Raw genomic sequence first — 25,439 nt, forward strand, 5'->3', positions numbered from 1 at the left:
GCATTTTTATAGTGAAAACGCTATCCATGAATTACATTAAAAGATTATTTCAATTATCAGTTTTATTTTTCAGTATTTTATTCTATTCTCAATCAGACAAACATGATGTTATCCGTGGGAATTTTACTTATATATTAAAAGCCAAACTCAATACTCAGACTCCAGATTATGTGCACGAAGAATTTTTCTCTTTATACATAGGTGAAAATCGTGCTTTTTTTGCGAGTACCCAATCTCTTAAAAAAGATACAGTGATGGCGAATTCTATTGTATCCACCAAAAATCCTGATGGAAGTATAGTCATGGGTTTCAAAAACGGTACATCACTACCAAAAACAAAATTTTCCTATACCATCATACAATCCAATGATAAAGTGCAATACTTTCAACAGGTCGGAATGTCAGTACTTACTTATAAAGAGCCTGTAATAGGGAATTGGAAGCTTATAGATGAAACAAAAATCATTAATACATTCAACTGTAAAAAAGCAACAATTACCTATAAGGGAAGAAATTGGACAGCCTGGTACGCGGCCGAAATTCCGTTACCTTATGGTCCCTATAAATTTAGTGGATTACCTGGTTTAATTATTAAAATAACAGATGATAAAAATGAGTATGATTTTGAACTTGTAAAATCTGTACCTACTTCTGAACTGGAAGGGAAGTTGATCAATATAAAGAAAACCCGATATACAGGAGCTATTGAGACTACTCAACCGAAATTTCAACAGGCACTAAAAGCCAATAATGAAAATATAGCAGCTGTGTTGGCAAGTTCCGGAACTACTATCTTAGGGGGGCCAGGAAAAGATCAATCAAAGGCAGAAAGAATTAGACCTGAACAGAAAGTATTTAAACCCTATAGAACTGGAATAGCTTATATCAGGTTAAATAACAGGCTGTCCTATGCAACAGCCCATTTAATATTAATTCTGTTCAGCCAAAGAAATCCTCAGTTTATTCAAAGTACTCATCAAAGTTATACTTGCAGTCAGTTCTACAAATTCTCTTTCTGTAAAATGCTGGAGTACCCTTTCCTTGATTTCCTGCTCATTATCATTGTTGTAAGTAATAGCTTCTGCCCAGCTCAAAACGAGCTTTTGTTTTACATCAAAGGCATTGGTATGTTTCCATCCAGGTAATTTGTTGATCACATCTTGTTCAATACCAAAATTAAGAAGTTCTTTGGCGTGATAACTACAGCAGTAAGCACATCCGTTAATTTGCGATACCCGTAGTTCTGCTAATGCAATCAGTTTTTCATCAATACCGGACTTTCTGATGCTGGTGTGGGCTTTATAAAGATTTCCAATGGTTTGTTTTGCAATTTCTTTGTAATTCATAGTGAAAATTATTTCTGCAAATTTGGGTCAGAAATAGTTGTAAAACGATATACTTACTTTTTCGTGCTATACTAACCTTTTTGAAAGTAGGTGATGAAAATACCAGGACTGGAATTTGTATATTTGAAGCAAGGAACACCAGAAATTACCATGAAAATTCTCCCTTATTTTTTTTTCGCACTGTTGCTGTCAGGATGTAAGGATCATACAAAACCTGTGGAAAAGCAACCTTCAGATTTTGAAGAACCGCTTCTAAACTCTGAGGAATTTCTGCGAAGCTATGTGAAAAATCCAAGTTTAAATGATAGAATGTGTAAAGATGATATTGAAAGGGCTAAGAAAGATTTGAAAAAATATAAAAATATTTATGTAACAACATCTTGTTTTGGCTGCAAAACACCTCCTTATGCAGATGAAAGAATAGAATATGCAACAAAGAATCATTTTAAAGTAATCAATAATGACTATAGCTGTGTTGTTATCGATGGGCAAATTCAGGGATGTTACAAAGCCTTGGTTGATTTAAAAATGGAGGAAATTCACGGAAAAGATTTTGGTAAGAAAATTGAACAGGCAGCTGAAGAATTGATGATTGAAAAGATTAAAACCGGAACAAAAATCTTAAGTGTTTATGACCTATCAGAAGAAGAGAAACCCAATTTGATACAAGAAAATAAGGTTACCAAGAAAGAGGATGTTCTGCTTGTTCAGACAGGGCTTCCTTTGCAATATGAGTTAGATACCTATCCTTTCATTGATCTCAGTTTTATTGTTGAAAAAGATGGAACTATCAGCAATTTAAAGAATGAAAACTGGGTAAGTGGTTTTAATAGGAATGAAAAGTACAAGAATGAACTGGAGAATCTTGCGAAAAACAAAATTTTGACCGATTATTCCAAATGGAGGCCAGGGAAATATAAAAACACGCTAACCAGAGTTGAAAATAATTTTAGAGTTTGTTTTAAGTAAGAGGTCAATAAAATTAGATTTTAGCAGCCTTTTTCTTTTCCTTAATCAATTCTATACAATCTTCCGAATAAGTTCCTTTCACCTGATATTTCGCTTCCCATTCTTCCAAAAGATACAAAATAGGCAATAATGCTAACCCTTTTTCAGTAAGAGAATATTCTACTCTTGGAGGCAGCTCTTTAAACTCTTCACGAATTACCAAACCATCAGTTTCCATTTCACGCAGCTGATCGGTCAATACCTTTCTGGAGATCACATTAATGCGTACTGCAAGCTCTCCAAAACGCAACTTTCGGTCTTTAATCACCAATACAATAATTGGTTTCCATTTGCTTCCCAAGGCGGCCATTGCCTTTCCTAAGGGACAGCTGTATTGCATTAATTCATTCTTTTTCATACGTTACTTTAATGTTACTAATGTAAGTTACTGCGAAGTTACCACTATTTTTTTAATAAAAGATACAAAAACAAACTATTATTAGTTACTTTGTGTAACAATTATAAAATGTTATTTTAAATATGAGCACATCATCATTATTTAAACCGTTTCAATACAAGAATCTACACCTTAAAAATAGAATTGTAATGGCTCCTATGACCAGAGCACAGTCTGATAATGGAGTTCCAACACAGAAAATAGCAGACTACTATGGAAGAAGAGCCGCTTCAGAAGTTGGATTGATCCTTTCAGAAGGAACAGTCATCAACAGACCTGCATCCAAAAACCTGCAGAATATTCCGGATTTTTATGGAACTGAAGCCTTAAACGGCTGGAAAAACGTAATTGATACCGTACATCAGAATGGCGGAAAAATGGGACCTCAGATCTGGCATGTTGGAGATACCAGAATGGCTGAAGATTATCCGTTATTGCCTATGGAAAAAGCTTCTACAATGACTATTGAAGATATTCAGGATACCATTGCACAGTTTGCTGCTTCAGCTAAATCTGCGAAGGATCTTGGCTTCGACTGTCTTGAAATTCATGGAGCACATGGCTATCTTATTGATCAGTTTTTCTGGGAAGTAACCAATACAAGAACTGATGAATATGGTGGGAAAACTTTAAAGGAAAGAAGCCGTTTTGCTGTTGAAGTAGTGAAAGCCATAAGAGCAGCAGTAGGAGAGGACTTTACCATTATCATTCGTCTTTCCCAATGGAAGCAGCAGGATTATAAAACGAAGCTTGCTCTTACACCCAATGAAATGGAAGATTGGTTATTGCCATTAAAAGAAGCAGGAGTTGATATTTTCCATTGTTCACAGCGTCGTTTTTGGGAACCTGAGTTTGATGGTTCTGATTTGAACTTTGCGGGATGGGCGAAAAAAATCACAGGGCAGCCAACGATTACTGTTGGTTCTGTAGGACTGAATGGTGATTTCTTGAATGCATTCGCAGGGCAGGGAACTGAGAAAACAGATCTTACAGAATTGATAAGAAGACTAGACAATGAAGAATTTGATCTTGTAGCGGTAGGACGTGCTATTTTGCAGGACTATCAGTGGGTAAAAAAGATCAAAGATGGCAATACAGGAGATATTCTGGACTTTACAGCAGAAAGTATGAGCGTATTATTTTAATAGGATAGAGTAAATGGCTGATAAGCTTCGCTGTCAATTTTTTAACAGCATATTTTATTCACTTGCGAGGTAAAATTGACCATTTACTATTCATATTATCATCATAATTCACTTTATTTTATATTTAATTTTCACCTATTTATTAAAGAATCGGCTTTCAGAAAATTCTGAAAGCCGGTTTTTATTTTTAAAGATTATCTTGGTATCCACATGCTGTGGCAGCTGATTCACAGATCCAGTACATTGGAAATCCTGGTTCTTTGTAAGGACAGGCAATAGTTCCGGGACGGCAAACGATATTAGGAGTTGCTCCACCATTAATTTCTTTTAATTGGGACTTTGCTAATTTTTTTAGATTTTTCATGTTGAGTAATTTTGATATTAGTTTGTTAAGAGACAAATATAATATTTTTCTGAAATGTTGCAATACTTTGCACAGTATTGTGATATAATTTGTATTTGTTTTATTTAAAGTTAAAAAAAGCGCTTTCAAAACTTTGAAAGCACTTTTACTTTTTTAATATTTCTTAGAATCAACATGGATATTCTACTGCCACACAGCTCCAGTAGGCTGGTTGTCCATTTTCTGCTTTATATCGGCAAGCTCTTGCTCCTGGTTCACATACTGGAGCATTCCCACCATTGATATTCTTTAATTCTGATTTTGCTAATTTTTTTAAATTTTTCATGTTTAATAATTATTAGAGGTTTGGGTATTATTTTTTTACAGATTTTTTTAAAAAAACTATTTACAGTTTCTTTTAGGTTCAAAATAAACCGTTTTTCGAACTCAGAAGTAGTTCTTAACGTCTGCATCCGTATGCCGCAGGTACACAATCCCAATAAGCAGGATAGCCATCTGCCGCAGGATATCTGCATGCTATTTCTCCAGGTTCGCATACCGGAGCATTTCCACCATGAATTTTCTTGAGTTCTGATGTTGCTAATTTTTTTAAATTTTTCATAGGTAATAATTTTTAGTTTTAGTATTAATGAATATTTCCGAATATTGAATAACTACTTTAAGAGATTAAGGGCACTCAGCCGTTTCAGAAATACATCTCCATCTTTGAGATCCATCTTTACCTGTATAGTAACATGCCTGGGTCCCTGTTGGACATTCCGGAGCATTACCGCCATTGATTTTCTTTAGATCTGATTTTGCTAATTTCTTACTATTTTTCATATTGTAGTGATTTGTTTGGTGTTACAAATGTAATATTTTTTATTAATCTCGCAATACTTTGTTTGAAATAGTGCAAAGAGTTTGAATTTTATAGATAGAAACGCTTTTTACTTTATTTGTACATCGATTAATTTTTCAAATTGAAGAACTTAATAGTATGATGCTAACTATTATTCAGCGGAAATATTTGAAGTTACCCCTGCAACCATTTATACTGGTTATAGAATCATTGGTTTTCCAAGAAAAAACTACATGCTTGATAAAAATAAGCGGCTGATCATTGATTATAAACCAGGTGTAAAGCCTGAGATTTACTCTTTGTCAGATTATTATCTTCATATTATCGAGAAATAATCTATCCATCAAAATAAACGCGCTTCCATCATCATGGAAGCGCGTTTTTTAACAGATTTAAATATCTAAAACTGCCACATCAGATGGCAGAAGTGATTTCTTATAAACCAATGTTCTTAGTTGGTTTCAACTGCTTTAAGATATTCTTTGGAATCGCATTTTTGTGAACCAAAATAGCTGTAGACTTATATTCAACATAAGGTCTTGTTACATACAGATATCCTGCGAAGTCATTGGTTACTCCCCAGGAGTTTTTCACCATATAATATTCCTTCCCAGTCTGATCTTTTGCCAATCCTACGATATGCATCCCATGATCATCCGTTGTAGAAAGGTTGTTAAGGCCTTTTTGACGCATATCCTCAGTGATGGTTTTATCCTTTTTAGGCTCTGTAAATAAAGTCTGCTTGTTCTCTGTATTGATTTGATCTAAATCCATATCCGGAACATAAGCCACTCCGTTTTTGTAAGAGAAATAAGGCTCAGAAACGTCAGTTGCCCAACCTACAGAATACCCTTTAGTTACGGCATTGTCAATGATTGCTGTAAGATCTTTCATCGGTACATTCCAGTCAGAATCATGGCTCCAGTTGTCAGGAATTGGAACTACAAACTTCTGGTAGTAAGGATAATCTTTATAAGAAGATAGTTCTACATAATCTTCAGGGTTTATTCCTACTACTTCTTTAGCAAAAGTCTTTGGTGTATAGTTTTTCCCTTCATACGTGAAGTTAGCAGGTACTTTTCCTAAATATTCATCAAGAATAGTATCTACAGAATCCATCCAGTTGTCAGTAAGTTTTCCTTTAGAAGAAGCTTGAACAAGGCTGTCAAGAACCGGCTTTAACTTTCCTTGCATTTCTTTGAAATTGTTGGTTGTTTGTCCAGCTTTTAATCCAGAATACACATCCTGTGGAACCGCCCCATACTTCTTATACATATTGACAACATCGTGAAGTTCTCCACCGTCACCCCAGCTGATAGCACCGTTATTTAAAACATATAACTTAGCTTTATCATGGTAAGAATTTCTTGCGGTAAAGATTTCAGCAAGATCTACAGGTTTTTTGCCCATTCTCTGCATTTCAGATTCAAGGAAAGAGTTTCCTGAGTAGCTCCAGCAAGTTCCTGATGAACCCTGGTTCTTTACAGAAGTAGCCCCAACGTCTTTTAACGTTGTGAACTGAAAATTAGCATTTTGTGAGTGGTTGTTTTTTAACTTGTTAATTAAGTCATCTTGGGCAAACATCATACTTCCTGCAGACAAAACAAAAAGTAATGATGCCATTTTCGCATTTTTCATTACTATAAAAAGATTATTTACGTTAATAGTCGTTAATAATAGAGATTTGTTACAAAGGGAAAAGTTAAATTTGAAATTAAAATATTATTGAAAAACGAATACGGCAAATTTAAAATTAATCTTTTGTTTTAAAAAAGTTGATCATGTTTCCAACCCCAGCTAAAATTCCTGCATCTATTATAATATAACTCCTGACTATGGAACGAGAATTATTATTAGAATGTCAGCGTAACGATCGCAAAGCACAGCGGAAAGTCTACGAAAAAATGGCGGGCAGGCTATACTCAGTCTGCAAACGTTATCTGAAAAACGATGAAGATATAGAAGAAGTACTGGCCGATACTTTCTATAAAATCTTCACAAAGATTGGCCAGCTTCAGAATCCTGATACTTTTGAAGCTTGGGCAAAAAAAATTACTGTGAATGAATGTCTTCAGAAGCTGAGAACTGATAAATTCTTATTCATTTCGCTGGAAGAGAATTCTATAGGATCTTCAGAAGGTCTCACAGAACAGATTTCCTTTGAAAAAGATATTCTCAGCCTGCTCAACTTTCTTCCTGAAGGTTGCAGAGCTATTTTTAATCTTTTTGCCATTGAAGGATATCCACATAAGGAAATTGCTTCTATGCTTTCTATCAGTGAAGGAACTTCAAAGTCCCAGCTCAATTTTGCGAGAAAAAAACTACAGGAACTTTTGGTGAATCAAAACATTTAAACTTTTACAACAATGGAAAATAATCATATAGATCAACAATTCAATGAAGCTTCTAAGCATTCAGAAGAACCAACCGTTTTTCCTGGTTTTGATAAAGTTTGGGAAAAAGTGGAAGAGAAATTAGATCAGAAAAAAGAAAAAAAGAAAATCATTCCTGTCTGGTTTCCTTATGGGATAGCAGCAAGTCTGATGATAGGAATAGGTGCTTTATATTTCCTGAATAAAAAAGATAGTGAGCAACCTGTAAAACCGGAAATGGCAGAACACAAAATCTTACCGGAACCAGCAGCTGATACTCATATTGCGAAAATAGACAGTACAATAAAGAATAATATCAAAAAGGAAAAAATACTGTTAAACCTATAGAAAAACTAGCGGCCAATTCAACACCTGAACCTGCCAAGTCTTCTATGGAGCTTCCTTTATCTTCTCCACCTTTTGATCAGTTGTATACATCGAATGTTTATAAAAATCAACATGATAAGAAATGGAATGATGCTGTATATACTAATAGAAGAGCATATTATCAAACGGATGAATCTTTTATTAGAAAGAAAGATAAAGGGGAGTCTACAAAGGAAATTGAGGAAGTTGTTGTCACGGCATTAGGGACGAAAAGGAGTGAGAAATCTATGACGGCTTCAAGTACAATTACAAGTATGTTGAATAACTCACAGCCTGCTGTTTATTCTTCATTGCAAGGGAGTGTTCAAGGGGTTCAAATTACAACTTCCAAAAGTGGATTGGTAAGTAACCAGGGGAATAGTATAATTAATAATAATAGTCTGGGATATCTTAATGAAAATAAGATCATGATCAGAGGAATATCATCTGTAACTGCAGAAAATAAGGCATTATATGTTATTAATGGAGTAGTGACTGAAGAGGCAGTTTTCAAAAGTTTAGATCCAAACAAAATTGAAGGTATAAATATTTTAAAAGGCAATTCTGCTACTGCCATATACGGAAGTAAAGCTGCCAATGGAGTGATTGTTATAACGACTAAAAATCTTTCAAGAAGAGAAAGAAAAAGAATGGAAAAACTTCAGAAAGAAATTAGTAAACAAGCTCCAATTTCGCCGGTGTCCAATAATGAAAGCTATGATGCTTTTGTTGAAAACCCTTTTGAACTAACGCAAAATCAACCTTTGTCAACATTTTCTATAGACGTGGATAATGCCTCTTATTCCAATATCAGAAGAATGATTAATAATGGACAGGAAGTTGATAAAAATGCAGTAAGAATCGAAGAAATGATCAACTATTTTAAATATAATTATCCTCAACCCAAAAACGGAGAGCCATTTTCTATTAATACAGAATATAATAAGGCACCTTGGAATCCGGATCATCAGTTGCTGAAAATAGGGCTTCAGGGAAAGAATATACCATCAGATCTATTGCCTGCATCCAATCTTGTTTTTCTTATTGATGTTTCAGGATCAATGAGTACACAAAATAAATTACCATTATTGAAATCCTCTTTTAAAGTATTACTGGATCAATTGAGACCTAAAGATAAAGTGGGGATTGTAGTGTATGCAGGAAGTGCGGGAGTAGTTTTACCTCCTATGTCAGCAGGAGCAAAAGATAAAATTATTGAGGCGCTGGATCATCTTCAGGCTGGAGGAAGTACCGCAGGTGGAGAAGGAATTGAGCTGGCTTATAAATTAGCTCAGGAAAATTTTATAAAAGGGGGAAATAATCGTGTTATTATTGCGACTGATGGAGATTTTAATGTAGGAATATCTTCAAACTCTGATCTTAAGACTCTGATTGAAGATAAAAGAAAAGATGGAGTTTTCTTAACCTGCCTTGGCTTTGGAATGGGGAATTATAAAGATAATACTTTGGAAACTCTAGCAGATAAAGGCAATGGGAATTATGCCTATATTGATAATATGCAGGAAGCCAATAAGTTTTTAGGAAAAGAATTTGCAGGAAGTATGTATGCCATAGCCAAAGATGTGAAAATCCAGATTGAATTTAATCCTGAATATGTAAAATCATACCGACTGATTGGTTATGAGAATAGGAAACTGAAAAATGAGGACTTTGTGAATGATAAAATAGATGCCGGGGAATTGGGAAGCGGGCATACCGTTACTGCTTTGTATGAAGTGATTCCCGTCCATGTAAAATCAGACTTTATTCCCAAAGAAAACGACCTGAAGTATACTCAAAATACCACTTCGAAAGAATTTGGAGATGAATTGGCAACTATAAAATTCAGATATAAAAAACCTGATGAAGATACCAGCCGGGAGATTAGTCAGATTGTTAAAAATGTTGATAGAAGTACGTCTTCTTCCAGTCTGGATTTTAAGTTTGTCTCTTCTGTAGCATGGTTTGGGTTAGTGTTAAGAAATTCCGGATTGATTACTCAAAAAAATCTTTCGGATATTGAAAGTCTGGCCAGACAGGGCAAAAGTAGAGATGAAGAAGGCTATCGTTCAGAGTTTATAAGATTGATAGAGAGTTATAAATCAATTCAAAAATAATAATTTAAAAAGAAATTTCCCCGGAAATTTCTTTTTCTTTATTTTAGTAGTCATTACCATGAAGATGAGAAAAAACTATTTACTGTTGATACTGCCGTTTGCTGTTACGGTATTGCAGGCGCAAAATTCAACCTTATATTATTCAGGAAAATTTTTAAACCATAAAGATAAACCACAAAACTTTTTAAAAGTCTACAATAAAAACAGTGGTGTATATGAACTGACTGATGAAGAAGGATTTGCAATCATTGCAGCCAAGCCTTATGACACCTTAGTCTGGAATCAAGGAAAAAGTACCCAGGTTGTTGTATCTTATCAGTTAAGGGAATTGAAAAATATTCTGGAAAATCAGGTAGAGAAAAAAAATGTAGAGGAGATTTACAGTAAAACATATGACAGTTTGGTTTCACAAAAAAACCATGATAAGTTTAGTATTGAGAATGCCTCAACAATTCTAAATAATAATTCCGATAGATATTTTAGCAGTGTAAGAAAGCTCAAGCAGAGAAGAGACAGTCTGTATGTTCTGAAAGAGCAGAAGAAATGGACGTTATTATTGAATGGCGGATTTACCTCTTCTTTGGATGTCAAAAGTCATAATTCCCTTCCAGCAGCCCAGCATAGATATGTACAAGGAAGATCCAATAATGGAAACTTTATCTGGAATGGACCCGAGACCAATGAAGTGTTTAGCTTTGGTCCCGATATTTCTACCTTAGCTTTTGATGGAGTACCTTATCAGTATGATCAGAACGGCAGATTGGTTCCTTTAGCTGGCGGAAATAAGCAGGCCGTAATCTATAATAATAACCTGTTTAAAACCATGGTTGGATACAACAACCAGCTTAATATCAATACAATTATAAAACAAGGATACCAGGAGAGGTTTCGCCTTTCATTGGATTTGGGACAGCAGAAAAATCAATTATACTTCATTGATCAGTTTAATCTGAGCAATTCTATTAAGACAAGGCTGAACACAGATTTAGGAGGTTATTTGGTGAAGTTTTCTTTTAATTATGAAGAGAATAAGGCAACAAATACCAACAGAATAGGGCTTTTCAATAGAGTATTTCAAAATTCTTTACTGACTCCCATTTCGTTTTCAAATGCTCAGCAGACTTTTTTGGATAATGGACGGCAACGAAGCTACAGTCAAGATGCTGATAATCCGGCATTCCTTTTTGTACAGGATCAAAAATACCGTTATCAGAGCCGTCAGAGACAGTTTGTGCTTAATGCAGATAAAACTTTTGGTAACTTTAAATTAAACATCATTCAGTCTTATGAAAGTAATTTTATTTGGAATCTGGATCAATATCAACCATCTACCTACGGATTCAATAATGGAATAAGTAGTGAAAGAGAACAAAATAACAGGTTATATCACTCCAATATACAAGGGAGATATGAATTGGGTAATTATAATTTTAAGAATGTTTTTAGTCTTAATTTTATTCTGAATGGTATCAAATCTGACGTTTACAATAGCCTGACCAATAAAAGATATAGTTATCAAAGAACCTCTCAGGATTATATTTTCAATTATAATATGGGACTCAGGTCCGGTGATTTTGAAGCTGATTTTAATCTTGGAAATTCCTTTTACATCTCCAATACATCAGATAAAAACAATTATTGGCTTCCAAAAGCAACAGGATATCTGAGGTTTAAGAATATTTTTGACTGGTACAACTATGGATTTAAAATCCTAGGAAGTTATAGCCATCTCAGCTCAGAGCCTGAGATTACCCGGTCTTATGCTTCGTATGCTTCCACTTTACTGAAAGCAGAAAATTATTACCGTTATTTTCCCGTACACGAAGTTGAAAGTTTCAAAGGGTTATCCAATATCAATACAAAAGAATGGAAAATAGGCGGAAAGATCAATTTCGGATATAGCATTAGTCTTGAAGGGGAATATTTTAACAGAAAAACTAAAAGTGATGTTTTCCCGGTATTTGAAAACAATCAGATAAGGCTTAAAAATATGGCAGATCATACCTATAGCGGGTATGAATTTAATTTTGCTTATGACAGACTTTTTCTGGCTAATGATTTTTTTGTAACAAACAAAATTTCATTTTTCAAATATAAAGATATTGTGGATCGTGTGATATCTGGTTATAACAATACTGCTATTTCAGGATTTCAGGATATTTATAAAACTCTTGCGGAAGGAGAAGTATTGGGCGCAGTGATGGGAAGTTATTTTGAAAGAAATTCTGAAGGACAGCTCATTATTGACGATTCTGGATTCCCGAAAAAGGCTGCCGGTATGAAGATCATTGCAGATCCAACTCCTGATTTTGTAATGAAATTCAATCATAATGTAGTCTATAAAAGATGGATTTTAGATATCAACTGGGAATGGAAAAAAGGAGGTCAGATCTGGAATGGAACTCAGGCTGTTATGGATTATTACGGACGTTCCTATGATTCCGGAGAAGAAAGGAACATCAAAAATTATGTTTTTCAGGGAGTATTGGCTAATGGTAATCATAACCAGATTCCGGTGGATTTTTATGATCCTCATCAAAATGTTCATGAAAACAGATGGTCCAGATATGGATACCTGGGTGTGGCAGAAAACTATATTCAGAAGGCAGATCATATAAGGATTAATAATATTTCACTATCCACCTATTTTCCTCTGAATAATAGCCAGCGATCTATGAAAATTACATTGTATGTAGATAATATCATGCTCTGGCAGGCGAATAAAGGAGTAGATCCCAACCAGAATTTCTATGATACGGACAACGGGAGAGGACTGGATTTCTTTAATCTTCCCTCTTTTAAAACATTTGGCTGTATTGTTTCATTCAAATTTTAACCCATGAATTTCAAGTTTATATCATATATCATATCACTGAGTCTATTGTTTTCATCAGTATTTTTGAAGGCACAGAATTCATTTAAGGATTTTGAAAAAGAAAAGACATATATCCAGACCAACCATGTTTTCTATAAACCGGGAGAGGATATGTATTTCAAAATATATGTAGTGCAGGGAAAGAATAACCTTCCGACAGGAGACAGCAGGGTGGTTAATTTTGAAATTATTGATCCTTCCGGAAGCGTTTTAACAAAGTCTAAATATAAAATTAATAATGGCTATGCTAATGGCTATTTCTCTTTCGCTGATGATATGAAGGGTGGTGTTTACAAGATTAGAGCCTATACCAACTGGATGCAGAATGAGGAAGGAAAAAATGTTTTTGAAAAAGAAATTACCCTGCAGAAAATAGTATCTCCAAGGATTTTAATGAAGCTTGATTTTCCAAAGAAAGGATATGGCCCTGGTGATGAAGTAACCGCAGACTTTTCAATGCGGAGCCTGGGAAATCTGCCTATTCCTTTTTATGAAGCGGATTATGTGGTAACTCATAATGGGAAAATTGTTACTGAAGGCAAACTTATTACAGATAAGGAAGGAAAAAAACTATTGCAGTTCAGGCTTCCCAAATCCTTACAATCCTCAGATGCACTTTTGAATATTAAAGTTAATTTTGATGGATTTACAGAATCTATTTCAAGAAATATTCCTATTGTACTGAACAATCTGGATGTGAATTTTTTGCCTGAAGGAGGAACTTTTATCAACGGAATAGAACAGAATATTGCATTTAAAATATTGGATGAATATGAAAAACCAATAGACGCCATTTTGGGCATTTACAATCAGAACCATGAAAAAATATCTGAAGTTTCCACTTATAATTTCGGAATGGGGAGTTTCTTCTTTACTCCGAAAATAGGAGAAACATATTATGCAAAAGTTGTAAAACCCGAAAATATTACACAGATTTATCATCTTCCTGAGTCTAAAAATAATGGCTTGATATTGAATATCAAGAAAGAAAATGGAATACTTTTATTGAAAACGGTGACTACACAGGAAAAGGATATCATTTTAAAAGGGTTTTTCCGTGAAAAAGAAATATACAGCCGTGAAATTTCTTTAAAAAATGGGGCCAACGTATTGGAGCTGCCAGAAAAAGATCTGCCGGTTGGAATCTGTCGTTTTACAGTATTTGAAAATAATATTCCTCTTGCAGAACGTATTGTTTTTACCAATAAAGATCAGCAGCTGAATATCAAGGTAAAGCCTGTAAAAGAATATTACCAGCCAAGAGAAAAAGTAGTGCTGAATATTGAGACTACTGATAAAAACAATCAACCTATACCGGCAAATCTTGCTATAAGTGTAGTAGATGATAAGCTTTGGACTTATGCTGATGATAAACAAAATCATATCAGTTCATGGATTCTGATGGATTCTGAGCTGAAAGGAAAAATTGAAAAGCCTCAGTTTTATTTTGATAAAAAAGAAGAAAAAGCAGAAAAGAGTCTGGATCTTGTGATGCTCACCAATGGATACAGGTATTTTGAGCTGATTCCGGAGATTGTTACAACAGGTAAATACAAATTTCTGCCGGAAAAAAGAGGGACTGTATATGGAGTCGTAGAAGATGAGAATAAGAAACCTGTAAAAGCTAATGTTTTTCTTGTAGAATCCTATGGAGGTCAGATTCTTAAACAAGCAACAACAGAAAATGGACAGTTTTATTTCTCAGGAATGGAAGGTAGTAACTCTTATAAATTGATTGCTAAATCTATTCAGCCTAAACATAAAGTAAAAATAAGGGTTTTGTCATATAAACTGGAGATAAATCCGCTTGTTAAGCAAAAGCTAAATAACATAAATGTAGAAGAAATTATAAAAGAGGCTGAAATCAAAGAAAAGCCCCAACCAATATCACCAAAAACAAATATCACCAAGAAAGATACTATTTCTGAAAAAAATATTGAGGAAGTTGTGATGGTTGGATATGGAAATTTGATGAATAAAAAGACAAATACCTCTTCAGTAAGCATTATTGACAATTCTGAAATTAAAGATTCTAATTATGGGTCATTATTGCAGGGAAAAGTAGCCGGCATCACTGTAACTCCGGCTGGAGAACAGCAGAAAGGAAATATTTTGGTCAGAGGGACTTCATCAATATCAAACAAAAGCCCATTGTTTGTGGTAGACGGAGTTCCGGTAGAAAATTTTAATACAGCAATCAATCCCAATGATGTTAACAGTGTAACGGTTTTGAAGGATGCGGCAGCAACTGCTATTTATGGAAGTAGAGCAGTTAATGGAGTGATCATTATTAATTCATTGTCTAATAGTTTGGCTCAGAATAAGCTGGATATTACCCCGAAATCTTATTTTGCAGTACTATCTATTCCTACAGATGAACTTATCAAATACTCGGTAAATAAAGAATTTGCCTATCCCGAATATAAAACAACGAATACTTCTTACAGATTTGATTACAGAGAAGCTCTTTATTGGAACCCTGTAGTAGAAACCGATAAAGAGGGTAATGCAAAAGTAGAGTTTTATAATTCAGATGCCAATTCCACCTTCAGAGCGATAACGGAAGGCATTTCAGCGTCCGGACTTATAGGACGGGATGAAACCACTTATGCCGCACAAAGTTTGATATCTATTGATGCTAAGATTCCACAGTACTTGACAAGAACAGACGAAATGTTTATTCCAGTAGTGATCAAAAATAACTCCAGAGAAACCAGAAAAATGATCATGGACGTTATTGTTCCCAATCATGTAAAACTGATGTCATCAGACAGCCTAATTACTTTAAAACCTTTGGAATCCGGAAGACTATTTGTTAAAATACAGACAGATGAGGTGGTGAATTCTAATATTCAGTTCATCATAAGATCTGGAGATTTCAGGGAAACGATGATTCTTCCGTTTAAGGTAGAAGAGAAAGGATTTCTACATCAGTTTTCTTTAATAGATAATAAGACGGAAAAAATTCAGGTTACAATTCCTGAATATATCAATGGCAGCCTGTTTTCATCCTATTATGTATTTGAAAATGCCGCTTTGAAAATGTTTGATGATCTTGAAAGGCTGAAGAGAGAACCGCATGGATGTTTTGAGCAGCTGTCATCAACAGTATATCCTAATCTTTTTATTCTGGATTATTTAAAATTAAGCAAGAAAATTGATAGTTCCACGGAAAGTCTTGTGATCAAAAACCTGAAAAAAGGTTTCCAGAAAATGATAAGCTATAAAAATAAAGACGGAGGTGTTGGATACTTTAATACAGCGGAATCAGATGTCTCTCTTTCTGCATTTGCTTTACTCGAGTTTACAGATCTGAAAAGGCATATTGCGATTGATCCAAAGATCATTCAAGGACTATCATCATTTATTTTGTCAAAAAAATCAGGGAATGGACTTTTTGGAGTACGAAGATATTATGAGTCCCAAACAGGATCATATTCAGAATACGATTGGTCAAGAAATATGTATGTTCTCTATGCATTATCTCAATTAGGCTTTAAAACTGAAATTGAAGATTCCTACCAGGTGATGCTGAAAAGAGCCTTGTTGAAAAAAGATTCTTATCAACTGGCTTTATTGGCTAATGCAGCAGCGAATCTTGGAAAACATCAGGAATATGATAACTTAATATTTGCTTTAAATAATCAGTTTGAAAATCAAAAATTTAACGTTGCAACGACCTTTACGGGTTCCGGAGGATATTCAGCCAATGCAGAAGCACTTTCATTGTATATGATGGCACTTCAGAAAGATGAAAAACTCAATCAGCAAACTATCGCAAAAGTAGCAGATCAGCTTTTAAGTTACAATGGAGGCTATGGATTTGGATCAACTCAGGCAACAAGTTTGGCTTTACAGGCGTTGTCTCAGTTTTTTATTAAAAATGAAAAGCTATTTAGAACTGATAAACCTGTTATTAAAATAAATAATGCTTTAGTATCATCTGGTTTAAGTATTTCTTCTGCTTATAAAACCGGGAGCAACACAATTACTATAGATTACCCTTCACAGGCAGGCCTTCTTTATAAGTTAGAATATCAATATTTTACGCTGAAGGCTCCGGAAAGTTCAGATATTCCTTTAACCATGGATACAAAATTAATGTCCGAAAATTCCAGAGTAGGGGAAACAAACAGAATGACAGTCACCCTTAAAAACAAGTTGAATAATCAGCTTCCGATGACCGTTGCTAAAATTGGTATTCCTGCAGGACTGACTCTGCAAACATCTTTATTAAAAGATTTAATAGATAAAAAGCAAGTTTCCTATTATGAAATCTTTGACAATTACCTGGTACTGTACTGGGAGCATTTTGATGCTGAAGAAACAAAAACCATCAACCTTGATCTGAAAGTAGAGTTTGCAGGAAGCTATACAGGAAAATCAAGCAATGTTTATCTTTATTATATGCCTGAATCAAAATACTGGAATCAGGGTATAAGAACTACTATTAGACCCTAAGGCCTTTTGTGGGTAAAGTAAATAAAACTCCGTTCCATCAGTTGATGGGCGGAGTTTATTTTTCAAATTTTATTAAACATCAAAAATGGCTAAAGAATGAGGACCTATTTTTTGTTTGTATCATTTAAATAAATTTTAATAATTTCCCTCCCGAAATTTATAATTCATGAAAAAAACTATTTTAACCATATTAGGGCTTGCTTTATTAGTGAGCTGTAAAACTCAAAATGCTGCTGATCAATCAAAAGAAAGCAAAAAATATAGCATCAGAAAAGATAAAGATCAGGACGGTATTCCTAATAAAGATGATCATTGCCCTGAAATAGCAGGACTTCCTGAATTTAGTGGCTGTCCTGATACAGATGAAGATGGAATGGCAGATAAAGATGATGCTTGTCCAACTGTTGCAGGACCATTAGAAAATAATGGCTGTCGCCCATGGCCGGATACAGATGCAGACGGAGTGATTGATAAGGATGATGCCTGCCCAGCTGTAATTGGACCGCCTGATAATAAGGGCTGTCCATGGCCTGATACTGATGGAGATGGAATTTTAGATAAAGATGATGCCTGTCCTACCGTTCCGGGAGGACGTGAATATAACGGATGTCCGAAGCCAAAGTCACTGGTGGCATCGGAAGTAGTATCTTCGAGAAGTAAACCATCCTCGAAAAATACAGCATATACTCCTCCTCAAAAAGTCCAGAATACTCATGCCGTAATAACAGAAGTTAAAAAGTCTGATACAAAGATGCTGAAACCTGTTGATGTTAATAATGAAGAATATGGCAAATTAGTTGAAAACCCTTTTGAGCTAACGCAAAATCAACCTTTGTCAACATTTTCTATAGATGTAGACAATGCTTCTTATTCCAATATCAGGAGGATGATTAATTATGGAGAGAAAGTAGATAAAGATGCCGTAAGAGTAGAAGAAATGCTCAATTATTTTAAATACGGTTATCCACAGCCAAGCAATGGAGAGCCATTTTCTATTAATACTGAATATGGTGACGCTCCATGGAATTCTAAACATAAATTACTTAAAATCGGATTACAGGGAAAAAATATTCCGATGGATAATCTGCCTGCCTCCAATATTGTTTTTCTGCTTGATGTTTCAGGCTCTATGGATGAACCTAATAAATTACCCTTATTAAAATCTTCCCTTAAAATTTTATTAGATAAGTTACGCCCTAAGGATAAAGTAGGTATTGTAGTATATGCAGGGAGCGCAGGAGTGGTATTGCCCTCTACATCAGCGGGAGAAAAAACTAAGATTATTAACGCCTTAGATGAGCTTCAGGCAGGTGGAAGTACTGCTGGCGGACAAGGAATTGAACTAGCGTATAAACTGGCCCAGGAAAACTTTATAAAAGGAGGAAATAATAGAGTAGTACTGGCAACAGATGGCGATTTCAATGTAGGCGTATCTTCTAGAGAAGGTCTTGAAACGTTGATTGAGGAAAAAAGAAAAACGGGAATTTTCCTTACCTGCTTAGGATATGGAATGGGAAATTATAAAGACAATAAAATGGAAACCCTCGCAGATAAAGGCAATGGAAACTACGCTTATATAGATAACATGCAGGAAGCCAATAAGTTTCTGGGAAGAGAATTTGCAGGAAGTATATACACCATAGCGAAAGATGTTAAAATCCAGATTGAATTTAACCCTGAATTTGTACAGTCTTATCGTTTGATTGGATATGAAAACAGAAAGTTAAGAAATGAAGACTTCATAGATGATAAAATAGATGCTGGAGAATTAGGAAGCGGACACACAGTCACTGCTTTATATGAGGTTGTTCCGGTTGGAGTGCAGTCTGAATTCCTTCCAAAAGATACCAAGTTGAAGTATTCTTCTTCCAGGGTGAAAAATTATGAGAATGAATTGGCAACAGTAAAATTCCGCTATAAAAAGCCAAACGAAGATAATAGCCAGGAAATAACCAAAGTAATTGAAAGAGAATCCCTATCTGGCTTAAAAGTAAGTCAGGATTTTAAATTTGCCTCCTCTGTAGCATGGTTCGGATTGGTATTAAGAGATTCTAAGCTCATTAAAAATAAAGATTTGAAAGAAATAGAAAATCTTGCAAAAGAAGGAAAAAGTACAGATACAGAAGGATATAGAGCCGAATTTGTAAGACTGGTTGAAAGTTATAAAGCAATTAAGCCATAATATATTGATTACCGAATAGATTTTGATTTATTTGATGATCTTTACCAGATGTCAAAAGCCGTTTCATTACTTATGAGGCGGCTTTTGATTTTTAACCAATTTTGAAAATCTAAATTTTTACAACTATTGTATTGTAAATCAGTTTGTTAATTAAAATAAAATTTTTTATATTTTATTTTCAAAAATTATTGAAAATTCAAAAAATATAATTACATTTGTAATAGAAATTTAAAATAAAGAAAAAATGCAACTTTCAGAAGCCAAAGAAAAATACATTCAGACCTGGGGGACTTTTGCTACCAATTGGGGAATTAACCGTACGATGGCACAGGTCCATGCATTGCTTTTGGCGAGTGGTAAACCATTGTCTACCGATGAGGTGATGGAACAGCTGGAAATTTCAAGAGGAAATGCCAATATGAACCTTCGTGCTTTGATGGATTGGGGGATTGTAAGAAAAGAATTTATAAAAGGAGACCGAAAAGAATACTTTGTAGCAGAGAAAGACGTTTGGTACCTTTTCAAACAAATTACCAAAGAACGTAGGAAAAGAGAAATTGAGCCGGTAATCTCCTTTTTGGAAGAGTTAAGGAATATTGAAGATAGCGATTCAGAGGAAGCCAAAGAATTTATCAAGTTGATGGATGATTTCAGCTCTGTAACCGGAAAGATCAACAATATTATGGATCTGGCGATAAAAAGTGACGACCACTGGCTGGTAGGGAAAATTACCAACCTGTTGAAATAGAATAGAAAGGGATGAATATCCTTTTTTATTTTAATTAAACTTTCAAAAATTATTGAAAATATAATATTTTTAAGATGTTCAATATTGCTTCATATCTGCTTTTCCTTAGTATCACTTCTTACATTACGATAGATGTGGGAAGAAGATGTTATCAGGAAGGAAAAGCGTACCTGAAATATTTGCTGCATGACGAAAATCTTTGCCTGACTATCAACAGGATTCTCCTTGGGAGTTACTACCTGCTGAATTTAGGATATATCGCTGTAAGCCTTACCACCTGGGAAAAGATAGACAGTATAGAAGAGATGACCAGAACAACAGCAGTACGCATTGGAAGTATAATTTTAATCTTATGCGGATTGCATTATATGAACATTTTTGCCCTTTATTTTTTGAGAAAAAAACTAACCTTTAAATAATACGATTATGGTACTTACTGTTTTAACCACCACGTACAATTTTTCTGCCTACATGATCTATTTACCAATTGTAATTACGCTTACAGTTTTGGTATCACAGTTTTTGTTCAAAAATTCAAAAGCATTTATGATTGATATTTTCCATCAGAAAAAAGACATCGCAATGGCAACCAATTCACTTTTTAAGATTGGCTTTTACCTTCTGAATATTGGATTTGCATTATGTATTATCGAATTTTTTCAAATCGAAAGTATCGAAAGATTGGTAGTAGCGTTGAGTAAAAAGATTGGCGGATTCTCCATTTACCTGGGAATAATGATGCTTTTAAACTTATAGCTATTCCTGAAAGGACGTAAACATGCATTAAATAAAGAAAACCAGACTACAAATGAAAACATTGATATTTAAAATCTGGATGTATTTTACTTTCAGATCAAAACACAAGCGAACCCGAGGAGATTTTCTAAACTTTTAAAATAACATACGATGAAAAAATTTTTGCAATATGATTATTATATTCAGATATTCTTTATGATTCTGGGGCCTTCAGCTTTTATAATAGGCGGCTTTTCAGGGTTGATTCTGTTTTATTTTATTATAGGAATCCCCAACTTATAAGCTATTTGATCCGATTGTTCCTTCCCATCAAAAAGACACCTTTATTTTGGATGTACGGGATTCTTATTATACCGGCGTGGATTTCAGTAGTATTGGTTATTATATTCAAAATGGGAAACGCCGTTACAGAAATACCATCTATGATTATGATGATGGCTTGTTTTTACAGTCCGCTCCTTGCTCTGTTTTATGTTGATGAATGCGGTAATCTTTACAAATCTTCAAAAGAAATATCATGAAAACGCTCAAAAACCATACCCTGATCTATGACAACGAATGCCCTATGTGTGCTATTTATTCCAAAGGGTTTACAAAATACGGAATGCTTGATACAGAAGGGAGAGAAGCTTTTACAGAAATTTCTGTTAGAAATAAAAATCTGGTAGATTTTAACCGCGCAAAAAATGAGATTGCCCTGATAGATCATGAAAATAATAAAGTGATTTATGGCTTAGATAGTTTGCTTTTAATCATCGGAAATTCATTTCCATTCTTAGAAAGAATAGTCAGGATACAGCCTTTATATTGGTTCTTTAAAAAATTGTATTCCTTTATTTCATATAACCGAAAGCAGATTATTCCATCAAAAAAGGATTATACAGAACAATCCTGTGTACCGGATTTTAATCTGAAATACAGATTAGCCTATATCGCTTTTGTCGCCCTGTTTTCAGCTTATATCTTAAGTTTATATTCAGGAAAGCTCGGGATGGGTTTGCATCCAAACTTCTCCAGAGAGCTGGCTGTTTGTTTAGGACAGATTTTCTGGCAGACTTTATTTTTGAAATGGTATTTAAAAGATAAGATCTGGGATTACCTTGGAAATATGATGACCGTCTCCTTAATAGGAACATTACTCTTAATTCCTACTATATTAACCAATTTAGTTCCTGTTTTTTATCTCATTTATTTTGGTTTTGTAGTATTTATCATGCTTCTTGAACATTTAAGAAGATGCAGGATTTTAAAATTGAATTACTTTCCTACCATTTCATGGATCCTTTTTAGATTAACAGCCCTAGGAATCATCATTTTGACAACCATTTAAAGATCAATCATATGAATCATCTTGAACTTATCAAAAATGTAGAATGGAAAGACCTTAAAAAACTTTCCATGAGGGAAATATTTATTGAAAACAATATCAGCATGCCATGGTTTTTCATTTCGTTGTCATTAGCTTATCACGGATATTACTGGTTGGCATTACCATTTTCCGGGTTTTATTTTCTAACCGCTCTCAGGCAAGTGCATAATGGTTTTCATAATTCGTTAGGTACCGGAAAATTGATGACCTGGTTGTCTTTATATCTTAACAGTTTAACGATGTTGACTTCAGTTCATGCTGTAAAATTCAACCATATCAGGCATCACAAATTTTGTCTTTCCGAAGAAGATTATGAAGGGAAATCAGCATCTATGAAATGGTACGAAGCTATTCTGTATGGACCAAAGCACCTGTTTCTGATTCATTGGATCACCTTTAAAAAGGCAAATAAAACATACCGAAAAAATATGTTCCTTGAATTAGGATCTATAGGAGTGATGGCGACTGTGATCTTTTATTTTCAGATTCATGTTCTGATGTATCATACAGTAGTGATGATCTTTGGTGAGCTTCTGATGGCATTTTTTGCAGTCTGGACAGTTCATCATGATACCCATGAAAATCCAGGTATTGCAAGAACACAGCGTGGATTTTGGAAAAATAAGCTGACTTTCAGTATGTTTTATCACATGGAGCATCATTTGTTTCCTGCAGTTCCAACCATTAAGCTTCCGGAGCTTGCTGACAGGATAGACAAAAAATTACCCGAATTAAATAAAAAACAAACCTTCTGACATGTCCAGAATTTATTTAAAAACCCTTATTGATGCTGATATTCAAACCGTTTTTGATTTAGCAAGAAATATAGATTTACATCAGCAGTCGACCTCACGAACCCACGAAAAAGCAATTGCAGGGCGTATGTCAGGTTTGATTGAAGAAAATGAAACCGTTACCTGGAGAGCAAAACATCTGGGAGTGTATCAAAACCTTACTACAAAAATCATCAGTATGGAAAAAACCCAATCAGTTTACAGACGAAATGCAACAAGGTGCCTTCAAATCATTACGCCACCAGCATATTTTTAAAACAACAAATGGTAAAACATTAATGATAGATATTTTTGATTTTGAATCTCCATTGGGAATCATAGGAAAACTATTCAACCAATTATTTCTCAAAAATTACCTTAAAAATTTTCTTCTGGAAAGAAACCGATTAATAAAAAACACTGCAGAATCAACAATCAAACAACAATAATAACAACCGCCCCATAACCATTCACAATCATCCATCATAGAACCATCCACAATCACACAACCAGTCCCAAAGCGGCAATTTTACCCAGGATAGAATAAAATTCTATCAACCACCAATCCACCAGCCCAAAAAACCAAAACAATCAACCCAATCCCATAAAACCCGTAAATCATGAATTTTTTAAAAGCAGAATGGAGAAAACTAGCCATCATCAATTACGAAATCAATCCTGAAACATTATTAAAATATCTGCCGGAAGGCACAGAACTCGATTTCTATAAAGGTAAATGCTATATAAGTTTAGTTGGTTTCATGTTTTTAAATACGAAATTATTAGGCTTGCCTATTCCTTTTCACCGTAATTTCGAAGAAGTGAATCTTAGATTTTATGTAAAGAAAAAAGAAAACCGAGAATGGAAACGAGGAGTGGTTTTTATCAAAGAAATCGTCCCTAAACCAGCTTTAAGTTTTGTTGCCAATTCTGTTTATAAAGAAAATTACCATACTTTACCCATGAAAAATCTCATTCATTATCAGGAAGATGAATTGCTGATCCAATATTCATGGAAAGATAAAAGCTGGCACTCTATCCGGATTACAGCAGAAATTTCAAAACAACAGATGGAAAAGAATTCAGAATTTGAATTTATCACAGAGCATTATTATGGTTTTACCAAAAAAGAAAATAAAACTTCAGAGTACGAAGTCTGCCATCCAAAATGGGAATGTTATCAGGTTAAAGATTATCATCTAGAAATTGACTTTCATAAGGTTTATGGTAAAGACTTTGAATCCCTTAATCATCAGAATCCTATTTCAGTAATGCTGGCTGAAGGTTCAGAAATAGAAGTGAAAACAAAAAAGTACATCCTCTAACATAAAAATACATTATAATTTACCCGTAACCCGAATCTCCTAACCCGTCTCCCTCAAACCCACAAACTTTACAAAAATGAAAATAATCATCGCTGCCGGAACCGGATTTCTCGGCCAGAACTTAGAAAAATACTTTACAGAAAAAGGAGATCAGGTTTATATACTGACCCGAAATCCTAAACGTAAAAATGAAATCTATTGGGATGCAAAAACAATAGGGGAATGGAAAAATAGTTTTGAACAGTCTGATATTCTCATCAATCTTGCAGGAAAATCAGTTGACTGCCGCTATCATGAAAAGAATAAAGCAGAGATTTATGCTTCGAGAATAAACAGTACAAAAATATTACAGAAAGCCGTTAATCTTTGTTCTGAACCACCAAAAGTTTGGCTGAATGCGAGTTCTGCAACCATTTACGTACATTCCGAAAAACATATGAATACAGAAGAAAACGGAATAATAGGAGATGATTTTTCAATGAATATCTGTAAAAGTTGGGAAGAGGAATTTTTTAAAATCCAAAATGAAGGAATAAGAAAAGTGGCTCTCCGTACTTCCATTGTACTGGGAAATAATGATGGTGCATTTCCAAAACTGAAAATGATTACAAAATTAGGTTTGGCTGGAAAGCAGGGAAGAGGAAACCAAATGGTAAGCTGGATTCATATTGATGATTTTTGCAGAGCCATAGACTGGATTATCCAGGATAAGACTATAGAAGCTACTATAAACATAACTGCTCCCGTTCCATTATCTAATGAAGCCATGATGAAAAAACTGAGAAAACAATTCAAAGCTCCGTTTGGATTGGATGCGCCTGTATGGCAGTTAGAAATTGCCTCTATATTTATGAAAACAGAAACCGAGCTTTTACTGAAAAGCCGTAACGTTTACCCTGAAAAACTCCTTGAAAGCGGATTTCAATTTTCTTATTCAACCTTTGAGAAGGCTCTTCTTAAACTATTGAAACCTTAATTTTTGTAATAGTATAAT

The 25,439-nt window shown here is 34.4% G+C and carries 23 protein-coding genes and 1 pseudogene; 17 read left to right on the forward strand and 7 right to left on the reverse strand.

The genetic code is table 11. The features are described from left to right. Window positions 1–26 precede the first annotated feature (26 nt). Window positions 27–1,145, forward strand: coding sequence for a GLPGLI family protein (locus H5J24_RS05890; RefSeq protein ID WP_232816122.1), 1,119 nt, complete (start codon window positions 27–29; stop codon window positions 1,143–1,145). Here H5J24_RS05890 and H5J24_RS05895 read toward each other — a convergent pair. Continuing rightward, window positions 1,140–1,346 (reverse strand): annotated as a pseudogene (locus tag H5J24_RS05895) (carboxymuconolactone decarboxylase family protein); the annotation flags it as partial. The gene H5J24_RS05890 and the pseudogene H5J24_RS05895 overlap by 6 nt on opposite strands. 93 nt (window positions 1,347–1,439) lie before the next feature. Here H5J24_RS05895 and H5J24_RS05900 point away from each other — a divergent pair. After that, window positions 1,440–2,315, forward strand: coding sequence for a hypothetical protein (locus tag H5J24_RS05900; protein WP_068943983.1), 876 nt, complete (start codon window positions 1,440–1,442; stop codon window positions 2,313–2,315). 13 nt (window positions 2,316–2,328) lie between these two features. Here H5J24_RS05900 and H5J24_RS05905 read toward each other — a convergent pair whose 3' ends face one another. Continuing rightward, entirely contained in the window at window positions 2,329–2,712 is a 384-nt protein-coding gene (locus H5J24_RS05905) for a winged helix-turn-helix transcriptional regulator (RefSeq protein ID WP_068943982.1), read from the reverse strand. A 122-nt stretch (window positions 2,713–2,834) separates the two neighbouring features. Here H5J24_RS05905 and H5J24_RS05910 point away from each other — a divergent pair, with 122 nt between their 5' ends. Then, complete coding sequence (locus tag H5J24_RS05910; protein WP_068943981.1) at window positions 2,835–3,896, forward strand: NADH:flavin oxidoreductase; 1,062 nt, start codon at window positions 2,835–2,837, stop codon at window positions 3,894–3,896. Window positions 3,897–4,083: 187 nt separating this feature from the next. On the opposite strand, the gene H5J24_RS05915 is transcribed toward H5J24_RS05910, so the two are convergent. The 5 genes from H5J24_RS05915 to H5J24_RS05935 all read right to left on the reverse strand — a co-directional run bounded on the left by H5J24_RS05915 (window position 4,084) and on the right by H5J24_RS05935 (window position 6,739). Beyond that, a complete protein-coding gene (locus H5J24_RS05915) occupies window positions 4,084–4,260 on the reverse strand; it encodes a bacteriocin-like protein (protein ID WP_167387020.1) in 177 nt (58 codons plus the stop codon). A gap of 169 nt (window positions 4,261–4,429) precedes the next feature. Further along, the gene (locus H5J24_RS05920; RefSeq protein ID WP_167387019.1) at window positions 4,430–4,585 is read right to left on the reverse strand and encodes a bacteriocin-like protein; all 156 of its coding nucleotides are present in this window, start codon (window positions 4,583–4,585) and stop codon (window positions 4,430–4,432) included. Between the two features lie 114 nt (window positions 4,586–4,699). Then, window positions 4,700–4,861, reverse strand: a complete 162-nt coding sequence (locus H5J24_RS05925) for a bacteriocin-like protein (protein ID WP_167387018.1) — start codon at window positions 4,859–4,861, stop codon at window positions 4,700–4,702. Window positions 4,862–4,926: 65 nt separating this feature from the next. Continuing rightward, on the reverse strand, window positions 4,927–5,082 hold the full coding sequence (locus H5J24_RS05930) for a bacteriocin-like protein (RefSeq protein ID WP_167387017.1): 156 nt from the start codon (window positions 5,080–5,082) through the stop codon (window positions 4,927–4,929). A 454-nt stretch (window positions 5,083–5,536) separates the two neighbouring features. After that, window positions 5,537–6,739 carry a C1 family peptidase gene (locus H5J24_RS05935; protein ID WP_068943980.1) on the reverse strand — a complete coding sequence of 401 codons (1,203 nt, stop codon included), beginning with the start codon at window positions 6,737–6,739 and terminating at the stop codon, window positions 5,537–5,539. 197 nt (window positions 6,740–6,936) lie between these two features. On the opposite strand from H5J24_RS05935, the gene H5J24_RS05940 reads away from it, so the two are divergent. The 14 genes from H5J24_RS05940 to H5J24_RS06005 all read left to right on the forward strand — a co-directional run bounded on the left by H5J24_RS05940 (window position 6,937) and on the right by H5J24_RS06005 (window position 25,421). Next, window positions 6,937–7,455 (forward strand): RNA polymerase sigma factor, encoded by a 519-nt coding sequence (locus H5J24_RS05940; protein WP_068943979.1) that lies wholly within the window; start codon window positions 6,937–6,939, stop codon window positions 7,453–7,455. Window positions 7,456–7,467: 12 nt separating this feature from the next. Further along, the gene (locus tag H5J24_RS05945; protein ID WP_232816123.1) at window positions 7,468–7,821 is read left to right on the forward strand and encodes a hypothetical protein; all 354 of its coding nucleotides are present in this window, start codon (window positions 7,468–7,470) and stop codon (window positions 7,819–7,821) included. A gap of 44 nt (window positions 7,822–7,865) precedes the next feature. Then, window positions 7,866–9,956 carry a vWA domain-containing protein gene (locus H5J24_RS05950; protein ID WP_232816124.1) on the forward strand — a complete coding sequence of 697 codons (2,091 nt, stop codon included), beginning with the start codon at window positions 7,866–7,868 and terminating at the stop codon, window positions 9,954–9,956. A 64-nt stretch (window positions 9,957–10,020) separates the two neighbouring features. Then, window positions 10,021–12,792 (forward strand): hypothetical protein, encoded by a 2,772-nt coding sequence (locus H5J24_RS05955; RefSeq protein WP_141395711.1) that lies wholly within the window; start codon window positions 10,021–10,023, stop codon window positions 12,790–12,792. A 3-nt stretch (window positions 12,793–12,795) separates the two neighbouring features. After that, window positions 12,796–17,292, forward strand: a complete 4,497-nt coding sequence (locus H5J24_RS05960) for a TonB-dependent receptor plug domain-containing protein (protein ID WP_082811251.1) — start codon at window positions 12,796–12,798, stop codon at window positions 17,290–17,292. Between the two features lie 166 nt (window positions 17,293–17,458). Continuing rightward, window positions 17,459–19,474, forward strand: coding sequence for a vWA domain-containing protein (locus H5J24_RS05965; protein WP_232816125.1), 2,016 nt, complete (start codon window positions 17,459–17,461; stop codon window positions 19,472–19,474). A 244-nt stretch (window positions 19,475–19,718) separates the two neighbouring features. Beyond that, on the forward strand, window positions 19,719–20,222 hold the full coding sequence (locus H5J24_RS05970; protein ID WP_068943974.1) for a GbsR/MarR family transcriptional regulator: 504 nt from the start codon (window positions 19,719–19,721) through the stop codon (window positions 20,220–20,222). A gap of 74 nt (window positions 20,223–20,296) precedes the next feature. Continuing rightward, on the forward strand, window positions 20,297–20,641 hold the full coding sequence (locus H5J24_RS05975; protein ID WP_068943973.1) for a hypothetical protein: 345 nt from the start codon (window positions 20,297–20,299) through the stop codon (window positions 20,639–20,641). A 7-nt stretch (window positions 20,642–20,648) separates the two neighbouring features. Next, the gene (locus H5J24_RS05980) at window positions 20,649–20,978 is read left to right on the forward strand and encodes a hypothetical protein (RefSeq protein WP_068943972.1); all 330 of its coding nucleotides are present in this window, start codon (window positions 20,649–20,651) and stop codon (window positions 20,976–20,978) included. 517 nt (window positions 20,979–21,495) lie between these two features. Further along, on the forward strand, window positions 21,496–22,308 hold the full coding sequence (locus H5J24_RS05985; protein ID WP_232816126.1) for a DCC1-like thiol-disulfide oxidoreductase family protein: 813 nt from the start codon (window positions 21,496–21,498) through the stop codon (window positions 22,306–22,308). Window positions 22,309–22,319: 11 nt separating this feature from the next. Continuing rightward, entirely contained in the window at window positions 22,320–23,102 is a 783-nt protein-coding gene (locus H5J24_RS05990) for a fatty acid desaturase (RefSeq protein ID WP_068943970.1), read from the forward strand. Between the two features lies 1 nt (window position 23,103). Further along, window positions 23,104–23,397, forward strand: coding sequence for an SRPBCC family protein (locus H5J24_RS25865; RefSeq protein ID WP_346729958.1), 294 nt, complete (start codon window positions 23,104–23,106; stop codon window positions 23,395–23,397). A gap of 343 nt (window positions 23,398–23,740) precedes the next feature. Further along, complete coding sequence (locus tag H5J24_RS06000; RefSeq protein ID WP_068943968.1) at window positions 23,741–24,445, forward strand: YqjF family protein; 705 nt, start codon at window positions 23,741–23,743, stop codon at window positions 24,443–24,445. Between the two features lie 76 nt (window positions 24,446–24,521). After that, window positions 24,522–25,421 carry a TIGR01777 family oxidoreductase gene (locus H5J24_RS06005; protein ID WP_068943967.1) on the forward strand — a complete coding sequence of 300 codons (900 nt, stop codon included), beginning with the start codon at window positions 24,522–24,524 and terminating at the stop codon, window positions 25,419–25,421. Window positions 25,422–25,439 lie beyond the last annotated feature (18 nt).

The sequence above is a fragment of the Chryseobacterium capnotolerans genome (assembly GCF_021278965.1).
Taxonomy (GTDB): Bacteria; Bacteroidota; Bacteroidia; order Flavobacteriales; family Weeksellaceae; genus Chryseobacterium; species Chryseobacterium capnotolerans.